Source organism: Psychrobacillus sp. FSL W7-1493, from assembly GCF_038004905.1.
GTDB lineage: Bacteria > Bacillota > Bacilli > Bacillales_A > Planococcaceae > Psychrobacillus.
This window is the reverse complement of record NZ_JBBOSB010000001.1, coordinates 1,401,279-1,413,732: the sequence shown is the minus strand read 5'-3', so window position 1 is coordinate 1,413,732 and position 12,454 is coordinate 1,401,279. Positions and strand designations below refer to the sequence as shown.

Sequence of the window (12,454 nt, the reverse complement as noted above, 5' to 3'; positions counted from 1 at the left end):
TGTATTCCCTCCTTATTCATTTCCATAAAGGTACATCATTTTTGGTGCAGAATTATCTGCAATTAGCTTAGCAATCAATTTAGATTCAATGTCTACTCCAAAAAATGATTGTGCCTTCATCGCAAATAACGAAGAGAAGCTAGGAGAAAAACCATACTCAAATACTTCTGCATCCCCTAAGTCATAATCGTTTTGAATAGCAGCTACGGCATCCTCTAAGAAACCAAGCTCATCCGCAAGACCAGACTCCACAGCCTGTCTTCCGTTTAATATTCTTCCATCTGCTACTTTTTTAACTTCAGCCTCTGTCATATTTCTTCCTTGTTCAATAATATCAACAAAGTCCTCATAAGAATCATTTAGCATATCTTGTAGCATTGCTCGCTCTTCTTCTGTCATGTCTCTCGTTGGACTCATAATGTCTTTATATGGCCCTGATTTGATCGTCACAAATTCCACGCCGTACTTTTCAGCAAGGCCGCCATAGTTTATGCTTTGCATAATAACCCCTATAGAACCTGTCAGTGTTTCTTTGTTGACAAAGATTTTATCGGCTGGTGCAGATATGTAATATCCTCCTGAAGCTGCCATGCTTCCCATCGAAACATAAAATGGTTTGCCGGTTTCTTCTTGAATCTCTACTATTTCCTTATAGATTTGTGCTGATTCCACTACTCCTCCACCAGGGGAGTTTACTTGAAGAACGACTGCCTTAACTGAGTCGTCATTTCTCACTTGATCTAATTGTTGAAGGAAAAATTGATGATTATATCCTTCTGTTCCAAACAAGCTAGTAGTTCCACCAGTATCTTGAATGGTACCGTCTACTGTAAGTACAGCCACTCGTTTATTCATACTTCCTGGCTGTAGGACTGTTTCATAGAACTCTGTATTAGCTGTGGAACTGACGTCTTCCATAAATGTAGACCAATCTGTTGAGAATATGGATGAAGCAGTATTAACAACCAAGGATATGGCTAACAAAATTGCAGCTCCTACAATGGCCAACCAACGTTTCATATTCATATTACTAATTTCCTCCTTTTTCTTTCCTTCTTACATACGTTATAAATGTCTAAATGTTTCACTAAATGATAAAATAATAATACATAGACTAAAAGTACATGTAAACTTAATAGATTCTGTGCTTCGCAGTCTAAGCCCTATAAAAAGGAGCATGCTTATGACTTCAAGAAATAATATCTACCTATACACAAAGAATGACGCACACTCTCTAAAACGTAAAGAATCGATACAAAAAGTTATACACCAACATGGGTTTGTAGCAGTGGAAAATTTTGAAGAGGCTTCTATTATCGTCAGTATCGGATCCGACGCGACCTTTTTACAGGCGGTAAGAAAAACTGGATTTAGACAAGATACGTTGTACGCGGGTATCTCGACTACTGACTCTTTAAATATGTACTGTGATTTTTTCGTTGATGACATAGAGAAAATGGCTGAAGCGGTATTAAAAGATAAGATTGTTGTACGTAAATACCCTGTTTTAGAGGTATCTGTTAATAGCAACCCAAAATTCTATTGTCTTAATGAGTTTACCATTCGTTCCAATATCATTAAATCTTTTGTTTTAGATATTTTTATTGACCACAAGCATTTTGAAACCTTTCGTGGGGATGGAATGGTTATTTCCACGCCGACTGGAAGTTCCGCCTATAATAAGTCATTAAACGGAGCTGTCGTAGATCCACTCTTACGATGCATCCAAGTTGCAGAGATTGCATCTATGAATAGCAATGAATACCGAACTCTTGGGTCTCCGTTTATATTAAGCAGCGATCGAACACTTGAACTTCGCCTTCAACAGGATTGGAATGATTATCCATCCATGAGTACTGATAACGAGGCGCTAAGTATTCAGCACGTGGATACTGTTGCCCTTTCCTTAAGCGATAGAGTAGTAAAGACGGTTAAACTAAAAAATAATAGCTATTGGGATAAGGTAAAACGTTCGTTCCTATAATTCTTACTTATACTATTAACATTTTCTTTCTTCTTAATTCGATTATTTTTGAAAAAGTAAAAAGTAATAGAGCAGCCCATATGAATGAAAATGAAATAAACTCTATTTTGCTAAATTTCTCACCGTAAACAAAGATACCAATTAATAACATTAGTGTTGGTGCTATATATTGAATAAAACCTGACATATATAGAGGCATCGTTTTTGTTCCCTTTGCAAAAAGCACAAGCGGTACGGCAGTAGCGACTCCAGTAAGTACAAGGAGTATGGTTGTCGAGATATTACTTGAGAAAAATACTGCTTGATCTGATACAACCAGGTGGCTAAAGTAAGCTAATGCCACAGGGAGCACAAATAATGTCTCAATTGTCAGCCCTCTTAAAGGATCGATGGTGATTCTTTTCTTGATCAACCCATAAAATGCAAAGGTGCTTGCTAACAACATGGCAATCCAAGGAACCACTCCGTAGGAGATTGTTAGTAAGACTACCCCTGTAGCAGCTATTAGAACGGAAATCTTTTGCGCCAAAGAAAGCTTTTCCTTTAAAAAGATAATACCAAGTAGAACCGATAGTAACGGGTTGATATAATACCCGAGGCTTGCTTGTACTATATAACCTTCATTTACTGCAAATATGTATAAAAACCAGTTACCTGTCACTAAATAGGAGGCTAAAACAAGACTCCAAAATGATTTTTTATCCTTCCATAAGTTTTTTAGGTCTTCTCTTAAAACAGAAAATTTTCGACCTAGCAGTACTAACAACAATGTGAAAACAAATGACCAGATTACTCTTCCAGATAATATTTCACCACTGGCAACATGATCTAGTAGCTTCCAATAGATGGGCATGAACCCCCACCAAGCATATGCCAACACAACTACAATAATTCCTTGCTTTTCTTCTGCGTTCAAAATGACACCTTCTTTACATACTTTGACACTCGAAATAATAGGATTATTATAGTACTTTATCTAACTAAAGTAAATATATTAAGAATTATTTTAAATTAACATGAGAAAACACCTACGCTTATAATTAATAGATAAGAGGAACAGGTATACCGCTCTTTTTATGAGTAAAGTAAAATTGATTTTCGCTTACGGTGGATGCTTTCCGTGGGGGGAGCGATAAGCCCTACTTGCGTCGCCACCTGCAGCTTCAATCAATAATTAGAAATTGATCGTGTGGAATCTTTGATAGCCAATTGCTGAATAGGTTTTGCTTCATAATAAGGTTAGGGTATCTTATTATTTATTTATTTATTACCATTCCCTTTGGATAAGTTAAGATAGAAAATCTACGGCTTCCAAGTACAGAAATTATTTTTAGAATAAAAAGGCTATGTTAAAGGTAAAGGTTAATTTAAGACACAAAAAATGAGCTTTGATATTTTCTCCAAGCTCATTATAGTTTGATTTCATTTATACTAAAGCACCTCGTTAGCTTAATAAGAATAATCCGTTTCTATTGTTTCTGAGACACATCTTATTTCGTCCCCAGAGTTTAATGTAATTGTAGTCTTAATATATTCATCTTCTACTTCTAAACCAATTGAGTAGATATAAAAGCCACTTCCCCATGGTTCTAGCATTGGAACGTGTAAATTTCTTACCTCATTGAAAAACAACTTAATTTCCCTTGCATTTGTGTCTTGGTTCGTCGCTGTTCTTAGATTTATTTCTATTTCCTTTTTACTGTACTTAACCAATATATTTTGAAGTTCGGAATCGTGTAAATAAATGTCTTTTAATTTTTCGTAATTATTTATTGAATAAATAGGCACTTCGAACCCCTTTCTCATAACATTCTCAGATAAAAATATAGTACTTTTAACAAATTTTCTTATTCCACTAAACTGCTGAGTTAGTTTAAGTGTAACATTTCACAAAGCATATCTGGGATCAACTTGATATCTTGGACATATAAATAGACCATCGAAATGATGCCATGTATGGATTTTAACTTGGTTTACATCCATTTCTATCACTTAATGACAATTATCAGATCTACCATCAAACGATATAGAAAATCGTGCTGACTTAGGGTCATTATTTGATATGGAAGTAGAGCCGTTTAGATACATTGAATTGGGTATTTCCTTTATTCTTGCACCAGTATTATCCACGTAATAAGCCCTTGTTTTATGCCATCCAATCTTATTGAATTCTTTCTCTGATGTAGAAGTTACTACCTTCCCATCTTTAGGAATATCTATTATTATTTTATTATCCACCAATTCCAAGCTTTCATGTCCTTTTTGACTATAATAGATTGTCATACAACCTTTGAATCCTTCAGGAACGTGATAAATAACTGTCTCTTTTGAGGTATCTATGTTAGCAATTAGTACTATAAGAAGTACTATTAACAAAACGATTGCAGTCCATCTTTTCTTCCACTTCATTAAGTACTCGCCCCCTTATTTAACTTCTCTAGCTAGTTTAAGTGTTACATTTCACAAACTAAATGGCTTCACAAAGAAACAACCCTAGCCTTTAACATAGCCAATAAAAAAATGCAAAAAAATGTGCTCGGAAATGTGACTCTAAGCTCATTTTGATGTCTATATTTTTATTAAAGCGTCCGTTAGTGAAAGAATAATCATATCTTATTAATTCTTATATATTTTAACTAATTGTTTACCATCAGTTTCACCTAGGATTGTATTAAGTGGAATTAGATTAATTAGTACAGTAAGATACGATACAAAAATAAAACTATCTAAGTAATTTCGAAAAACTAGGAATTCATAACCAGTTAATAAGTGAAGTACTAGTGCAGATAGGTAATTAAAGAACACACCGCCTAAGAAATAGAAGGTTCTTTGATTTTTACTCAACATATTATAGTCTTCAGTGAAAACTCTCCCACCAAAAAAGTATGCCTTTTTAATGAAAAAATTGTTTTTCCTCCAAAGTACATCACCGTTACCGATAGAAAACTCACTTACTTTTGCACCAAATATTTTCAGAAAAAATGCATGTCCAGATTCGTGAATCAGTGCAATAATTGGACAAATAAATAAAGTAATAATAATGAAGTTTATTATAAAATCCATCTTTTCATCCCCTTTCTATTGTTTACGAAAAAGCGAAAAGATGGTTCCATATATTTTCGAATATTGTTAAAATTGAATTCATAAATATCTAGTTTTATGTATTACTGATTTTAGAGATGTATGGTAGACATCTCACCCTAAAAGCGTCCGTCAAAAGCGGAAATCAATTCTACTTTACATACATAAAAGTCACTAAAGATGGTTCTCTTACTCAGTTTTAACTCAAAAGCAGAAAACTGCAAACAAGCATTTAAAAGGCTTGTTTACAGTCTCGGCTATAAATTATTTATTATTTAGTCTTTAACAATTCCTTTTGTCTAAGCTCAATTCTTCTAATTTTCCCAGAGGTTGTCTTTGGAAGCTCAGATATAAATTCTATTTCTCTAGGGTACTTGTAAGGTGCGGTTAGCGCTTTCACGTGGTCTTGAAGCTCCTTAACTAACTCATCCGATACTTGTAGGGAAGGATCTCTTAGCACCACAAATGCTTTAACAATAGTCCCTCTTATTTCATCTGGGCTACCGATGACTGCGCATTCTTGTACTAGTGGATGCTTTGTTAAAGCGTCCTCAACCTCGAACGGTCCAATGGTATATCCAGAGCTAATGATTATATCGTCACCTCTACCTTCAAACCAGAAATAGCCGTCTTCGTCCTTCCTAGCTCTGTCTCCGGTAATATAATAATCTCCTCTAAACTGCATCGAGGTTCTTTCCGGATCTTTTAAATATTCCTTAAACAATGCAGGAGTTTCAACATGAACAGCAATGTCTCCTACTTCTCCTACGTCACATGGCTCTCCTTGGTCGTTAACGATTTCTACTTTGTTTCCAGGAGTAGGTTTACCCATAGAGCCTGGCTTAGCCTCCATCCCTTTCATCGTACCGACTAGCAATGTATTTTCAGTTTGGCCATATCCGTCTCTCACTTCTAGGTCAAATAATTTTCCAAACGTTTCTATAACCTCTCTATTCAATGGCTCACCAGCAGAAACAGCACTATGGAGACTAGATAAATTATAATCCGCTAACCCATCTACCTTTGCCATGATTCGGTATTCCGTAGGCGTGCAACATAGAACATTTACCTGTTGTTCTTGGATATTACGTAGATATACTTTTGCATCGAATTTGCCGTTATAAACGTATCCTGTTGCACCGCTTCCAAGCGTAGCTAAGAAAGGACTCCAGATCCATTTCTGCCAGCCTGGACTTGCTGTAGCCCATACAACGTCACCATCTTCAATCCCTAGCCAGTTGGGAGCTGATGTCCGTAAGTGTGCAAAAGCCCAACCGTGGGTATGTACAACACCTTTAGGATTACCGGTTGTTCCACTTGTATAAGATAAGAAAGCCATGTCTTCTTTTAATGTTTCAATTGTAGAAAAATCCTCGCTTTCCTTTTCCATTTCATCTGTAAGAGATATCCATTGATTTTGACTTTGTCCAATGACAAATAGTAGTTTGTTTTCTAAATTGCTTACATCGTCATATTGGGAGAGGAACGGTTCAAAAGCTATGATTGCTTTTGCTTCACTATGGGTTAATCGATATTCAATATCCTTAGCTCTGAGCATCTCGGAGCTTGGGATTACAACTAATCCTGCTTTTAACGCTGCAATATAAACTTCATATGCTTCGATCAGTCTAGGAACCATAATAAGAACGACATCGCCTTTTTTAAGGCCTTTGCTCGTAAATAAATTGGCAATTTTATTTGCTCGGAGGAGTAAATTTTTATAGGTGATTTGTTTCTTTTCCCCTTTATCAGATTCCCAAATAAGAGCTAACCTACTTTCATCCTTACTATACTTTTCGAACTCGCTTACTAGGTTATAGTGTGATGGTGCGATTAAATCCATTTTGTTCATGAATCATTTCCCCCTTCTTGTTCTAATATAAAGTATAGGGGATTTTTCCAATTTTTTATATAATAAATTTAATTTTTAGAAATTTTTTAATATATGTACCATGAAAATTGATGCGTAAAATAGGAAAAAGCCGGCAGTTTCCTGCCGACTTCTCTTTTATATGATTAGCTGTTTGAACCGTTCATTTGTTGTTGAGCTTTTTGCACTAAACGCTTAGTAATTTCTCCGCCTACGGATCCGTTGGCACGCGCTGATGCATCTGCTCCAAGATTTACACCAAATTCTTGAGCGATTTCATATTTCATTTGATCAAGAGCTTGCTTTACACCAGGAACTAAAAGTTGGTTGCTGTTGTTGTTTGAAGACATTGTAATCACCTCCTTGTGAAATTAGAATGGTCGATTTCATTCTTTTTATGTACACAAGATATGAGGTATATTTTGCTATTTTTTACAATAGATCTTCAAAAGCATTTTCTTTTTTCTTTGGGAATGAAATCGTCTCTCTATTTTCAACTGCTTCTTTTATCAATTCATCAAAATCCTTAAAGCTTTCATAGTATTCCACTTTCTCTAGCTTCGGTTTAGTCTTTGGACAAGAAGGTGTGAAAATAGTACAGCAATCCTCATATGGAAGAATTGATGTGTCATAAGTCCCGATTTCCCGGGCAATATCTATAATATCTAGTTTATCCATTGATATTAACGGTCTAAAAATAGGTGTAGATGTCACTGCATTTATAGCTGTTAAGCTTTCAAGTGTTTGGCTTGCTACTTGACCTAAGCTTTCACCAGTCACGATTCCTAGTGCTCCAATTTCTTCGCGAACTAGATCTGCAATTTTCATCATAATTCTTCTAGTCGTAGTCATGGAAACATTTTCGGGAATTTGAGCCTGAATACTTTGTTGTATATCAGTGAAAGGTATGACATGAAGACGCACAGTTGCTCCAAAATGGCTTAACTGATTGGCAAGATCCATTACCTTTTCTTTTGATCGTTCGCTAGTAAATGGCGGACTATGAAAATGAATCGCATCTAATCTTACGCCACGCTTCATTAGCATATAACCAGCTACAGGACTATCAATTCCACCTGACAGCATCAATAAGGAACGACCATTAGATCCTAATGGCATTCCACCTGCACCAGGAATTACTTGAGCCATCATATATACAGCATCGGTCAAGACTTCGATACGTAAATCGATTTCAGGTTTTTTCATTTGAACCTTCAAGGCTGGATATTGTCTTAACACATGGCTAGCGATAGTAGTTTGTAGCTCATACGTATCCATTGGAAAGCGCTTGTCAGTACGTTTTACTGTAACTCGGAATGTTTTATCTTCCGTCTCAAGACTTTCCATGATCTCTAATGCTGTTTTTTTAATATCTTCTATATCTTGTGAACAAGAAGCAACCGGACTAAACGATTGAATACCAAAAATTTTAGGTAACCGTTTGATTAGCTCTTGGATTTCTTCATCATCCGTAGAAGTTAAAAACATGCGATCTCGCTCAGCATGTACCTTTATATTTGGTAAGTCTACAAAGGAAAACTTAATATTATTTCGTAAATGATTAATAAACTGTTTTCTGTTCTTACCCTTAGTTGAAAGTTCTCCGTACCTAACTAAAATTTTCTCCCATTTCATTGCATTTAATCTCCTTTTATAACATTCATCACTTCGGTGAATATTTTTTTAAATGTCTCTATTTCTTCCTCGGTCGTTAGAGGACTGATACTTAAACGGATAACACCCTTTATATAGTCATCTGATATATGCATCGCCTTTAACACGTGGCTTGTTTTTGTTTGTCTAGAAGAACAAGCACTACTAGTAGAGACAATGACATCTCTTTTTTGCAATGCATTGATTATAACCTCTCCCTTGATTTTTCGCACAGAAAAAGTAACGATATGGGGAGCACGATTCTCTGGGGAAATCATTTTAATACGTTCGAAGCCATGGAGAAACTGAACAAGCTCGTCAGTTAGATTTTTCATGTGTGTTGAATTTTTTTCCAAGCCAGTACTAGCAATTCTCATTGCTTTTGCTGTGCTTACTGCCAATGGAACTGGAGTTGTGCCACTTCTAATACCCGATTCTTGTCCTCCACCGAACAGTATAGGCTCTATTTCTCTTGTTTTTGAAAGTGCAAGTAAACCGGAGCCTTTTATTCCGTGAATTTTATGAGAAGAAATAGTTATTGCATCTATATCATACCGTTTAAAGTCTATCGATAATTTACCAAAGCTTTGTACTGCATCAACATGGATGACTGCCTTACTTTCTCTTCTCACAATTGTGCTCAATGCTTTAAGTGGCTGCACAGCACCCGTTTCATTGTTAACATGCATAACACTCACTAGCATCGTTTCTGCGCGAATCAGTTTGGAAAACTCATTTAAATCAATTGTTCCGCTAGCATCGACCGGAATCCATTCCACCTCAAAACCCATATCAACCAATTGTTTAGCAGCTTCTATAATAGAAGGATGTTCAATTTGAGAAATAAGTACGTGCTTTCCTCTAAATTTATATTTGTTTGCAAGTCCAAATATCGCTAAATTATTGGACTCCGTACCACCAGACGTAAAGTATATTTTAGCACTAGCAGTGTGCAGAATTTCTGCTATTTGTTCTCGCGCTGATTGTAATAACTGGTTCGTTTTATGACCAAATTCATGAATAGAGGATGGATTTGCCCAATATGTTTCGTTCACAGCGACAAAAGTATCCATTATTTCCGGTAATACTTTTGTTGTTGCGCTATTATCCAAATAAATCAAAGTATTCTCTCTCCTTCTTAGGAAAAAGACCACCATCACAAGTAGTGAGGTGGTCTACATTTCTATCTGTTTTTAAGATACCATGTTATGTACGCCAAGCTGCTTCTTTAATCATCATTTCGATTTTCTTTAAAGCTCCTGGTTCCACTTCTTCTACTGCAGTTGCCGCATCTTCCAATGCCTTAGCATAGCGCAATTGTCTGAATGCTTCCTCTGCTTCGAGTAAACGTGCATGAACATTTGGATGCGACGCACGATAACGATTTCCATACTGAATAATTTTTTCAGTTAGCTCTACATTTTCTAACATTTCTTTTGCTTTATGATGTACATCTTCCATGCATGCCTCTGCCTTTTCCAAATAACCATCGACCAATGTCATATTTAAAGGAACTTCCTGCAAGCTTTGCATAGCAACATAAATATGCTCTTCCGCTTCTTCTAATCGGACATCCATTTCTTCTGGGATACCTGGAATATTGGCTTTTTGAATCATACGATCCGTATCATGCAATAATATTTTTAAGTCATCCAGCTTTTCTCGAGCTTTGTTTTCGTCGATGCGAAGATTTTTTAAACGGTTTGCGAAGCGATCCTGCTCTTCGTATAATCGATCAATCTCTTCCGCAATTTCGTTCAGTTCTTCCTGAAGACTTGAATAAGCTGATTTCTCTTCCTCTACTCGGAGAGCAAGCATGCTAAATTTCTTATCTAGCTCCTCTAGCTCTTTTAGACAGCTCTGTGGTATTTCAGCTTCTTTTTCAGGTAAACGATAACTTTGCTGTACATAAGTCGCTTCTTCATTGATCGCTCTAGTAGCTGTAGTTACTTCTCTCAAACGAATAGCTGTCTGGTCCTTATAGCTATCCACGTACTTTTTAGCTATTACTTCTTTTTCCAATAGATCATAGAACGTTTCAATTTCTTCTTTTATCTCTCCCACACGAATCAATGGCTTACCAACATCTAGACTAATAATAGAGGTCTTTAACTCTGCAAGCTCTGCTTCTAAATCATCTAACTTTTTAGTCATTTCTAAATGCTGCAAGTAATAAGAACTTGCTTCCATTTCCTTTTGACCGTTTCGTAGCTCATGTATCGTAGCAGGGATTTTATGCTGAATCTCAGTAAGTAAAGTTGGAATTTCATGTATTTTATGAAAGAACTTTTGTCCTTCATCTTGTATGTTGATCACTATTTCTCTAGCGCTTAAGTAGTTTCCAGTATCCGTTAGCTGGTCAAATTCCTCAAAGAGTGGTAAGAAGGATTCTAATTTAGCCTCTAGAGCAGGAGCTGCTTCGCCAAAAGAATATTGATGGGCTAACAATGTTTTTCTTGCTGAACGATGTTGGTCCTTAAGCTGTTCTATTTCTATGCGGTTTTTTTCCTCGCTACCGATTAGTTCCTCTAACTCTTTGATAATACCTGACATTTTCTCATCACAAGTAGAAATCAAAGTTTGAAGTTCTTTTTCGATTTTGGTGGCCTTCATAAAAAGGAACTTATCTACATATTCTTCCGCATCAAACAAAAGAACGTCAATCTTAGGCATATGTACATCCATTACTTCGGTCCAATTATTGCGCCATCTTTCAAACATTTCTTCTGTTTGCCCATTCATATTTAGCTGTTTAACTTTAGTCATTTCCTCTAAAATAGGCTTGTTTTGAATTTGGTGCTTTTCATGCTCTAAGCGAGCTATTTCTGTTTGGTGTTTCTTTCGTATGATAAATGCAATGATTGCAATTACTAAAAGTACAATGACTGCTGGGATGATATACCTCATCGTAAGCCCCCTGTTCCTGTTCCAAAATCAAAAAGTGCGAATTGTATCTTACTATATATATTACCATGCTTTTTATGTTATTGTTTCATTAAATAAGAATAAACCTAAGAAATGTTAAAAAATAATGTAACTTTCTACAAAAGGAGCCCAACTGCTATGAAAAAAGATGGACATATACATACCCCTTACTGTCCTCATGGAACACTGGATAGTTTTAACCAGTATATTGAAAAGGCTATTCTAAATGGTTTTCAAGAAATCACTTTTACCGAGCATGCTCCGTTGCCTTCCAGCTTTATAGACCCCACGCCAGATAAAGATAGTGGTATGGATTTTCATCGCTTAGAGGCATATTTAACGGAACTAAATCAGTTGAAAAAACAGTATAAACGAGATATTGTTATATCTACAGGCTTAGAGATTGATTATATTTCAGGTTTTGAATCAGAAACTACGGAGTTTTTAAACAACTATGGAAGTTATTTAGACGATTCCATTCTATCCGTACATTTTTTACACGATCAAAATCAATATGTATGTATCGATTATTCTAAGGAAGTTTACCTGAGATTCGTCGAAAAACTTGGTAGTCCTATGTCTGTCTATAAATTGTATTACAAAACGTTGATGGATTCAATAACGAGCGACTTAGGAATATATAAGCCAAAACGGATTGGACATATTACCCTTGTACATAAGTTTCAGCATGCACTTTCTGAAATTGTTGATGATCATGAAGACATCTTAGGTATATTAGTAGAAATGAGGAATAGATTGTTAGAGTTAGATGCAAATAGTGCAGGCTTTGCTAAGCCTTTTTGCAAAGAGAGCTATCCTCCAATTCCCTATATTTCTTTGGCAAAGGAATTAGGTGTACCTATAGTTTTTGGATCAGATGCGCACCAAGCAAAAGATTTACACCAGTATTATAAATGTTTTAATAATATCTTGTAGATTGG

At 35.8% G+C, this 12,454-nt stretch carries 12 protein-coding genes; 2 read left to right on the top strand and 10 right to left on the bottom strand.

Annotation, left to right across the window (positions count from 1 at the left end; translation table 11 throughout):
* Positions 1-12 precede the first annotated feature (12 nt).
* The gene (sppA, locus tag MKX96_RS07195) at positions 13-1,026 is read right to left on the bottom strand and encodes a signal peptide peptidase SppA (RefSeq protein WP_340883016.1); all 1,014 of its coding nucleotides are present in this window, start codon (positions 1,024-1,026) and stop codon (positions 13-15) included.
* A gap of 157 nt (positions 1,027-1,183) precedes the next feature.
* Between sppA and MKX96_RS07190 the strand changes: the two genes are divergently transcribed.
* Entirely contained in the window at positions 1,184-1,984 is an 801-nt protein-coding gene (locus tag MKX96_RS07190) for an NAD kinase (RefSeq protein WP_340883015.1), read from the top strand.
* A 7-nt stretch (positions 1,985-1,991) separates the two neighbouring features.
* Here the strand turns inward: MKX96_RS07190 and rarD are convergent, their stop codons facing one another.
* The 9 genes from rarD to ezrA form a co-directional block, all read right to left on the bottom strand.
* Positions 1,992-2,900: an EamA family transporter RarD gene (rarD, locus tag MKX96_RS07185; RefSeq protein WP_340883014.1), complete on the bottom strand. Its 909-nt coding sequence runs from the start codon at positions 2,898-2,900 to the stop codon at positions 1,992-1,994.
* A 533-nt stretch (positions 2,901-3,433) separates the two neighbouring features.
* Positions 3,434-3,772: a hypothetical protein gene (locus MKX96_RS07180; protein ID WP_340883013.1), complete on the bottom strand. Its 339-nt coding sequence runs from the start codon at positions 3,770-3,772 to the stop codon at positions 3,434-3,436.
* Between the two features lie 204 nt (positions 3,773-3,976).
* On the bottom strand, positions 3,977-4,393 hold the full coding sequence (locus MKX96_RS07175) for a DUF6843 domain-containing protein (RefSeq protein ID WP_340883012.1): 417 nt from the start codon (positions 4,391-4,393) through the stop codon (positions 3,977-3,979).
* Between the two features lie 207 nt (positions 4,394-4,600).
* Positions 4,601-5,047, bottom strand: a complete 447-nt coding sequence (locus MKX96_RS07170; RefSeq protein ID WP_340883011.1) for a site-2 protease family protein — start codon at positions 5,045-5,047, stop codon at positions 4,601-4,603.
* A gap of 289 nt (positions 5,048-5,336) precedes the next feature.
* Positions 5,337-6,917, bottom strand: a complete 1,581-nt coding sequence (gene mbcS, locus MKX96_RS07165) for an acyl-CoA synthetase MbcS (RefSeq protein ID WP_340883010.1) — start codon at positions 6,915-6,917, stop codon at positions 5,337-5,339.
* 164 nt (positions 6,918-7,081) lie between these two features.
* The gene (locus MKX96_RS07160; protein WP_169360933.1) at positions 7,082-7,285 is read right to left on the bottom strand and encodes an alpha/beta-type small acid-soluble spore protein; all 204 of its coding nucleotides are present in this window, start codon (positions 7,283-7,285) and stop codon (positions 7,082-7,084) included.
* 82 nt (positions 7,286-7,367) lie between these two features.
* On the bottom strand, positions 7,368-8,570 hold the full coding sequence (gene thiI, locus MKX96_RS07155) for a tRNA uracil 4-sulfurtransferase ThiI (RefSeq protein ID WP_169360932.1): 1,203 nt from the start codon (positions 8,568-8,570) through the stop codon (positions 7,368-7,370).
* 5 nt (positions 8,571-8,575) lie between these two features.
* A complete protein-coding gene (locus MKX96_RS07150) occupies positions 8,576-9,709 on the bottom strand; it encodes a cysteine desulfurase family protein (protein ID WP_340883009.1) in 1,134 nt (377 codons plus the stop codon).
* Between the two features lie 85 nt (positions 9,710-9,794).
* Positions 9,795-11,495, bottom strand: a complete 1,701-nt coding sequence (gene ezrA / locus MKX96_RS07145; RefSeq protein WP_340883008.1) for a septation ring formation regulator EzrA — start codon at positions 11,493-11,495, stop codon at positions 9,795-9,797.
* 156 nt (positions 11,496-11,651) lie between these two features.
* Here ezrA and hisJ point away from each other — a divergent pair, with 156 nt between their 5' ends.
* Positions 11,652-12,449, top strand: a complete 798-nt coding sequence (gene hisJ / locus MKX96_RS07140) for a histidinol-phosphatase HisJ (RefSeq protein ID WP_340883007.1) — start codon at positions 11,652-11,654, stop codon at positions 12,447-12,449.
* Positions 12,450-12,454: the final 5 nt, after the last annotated feature.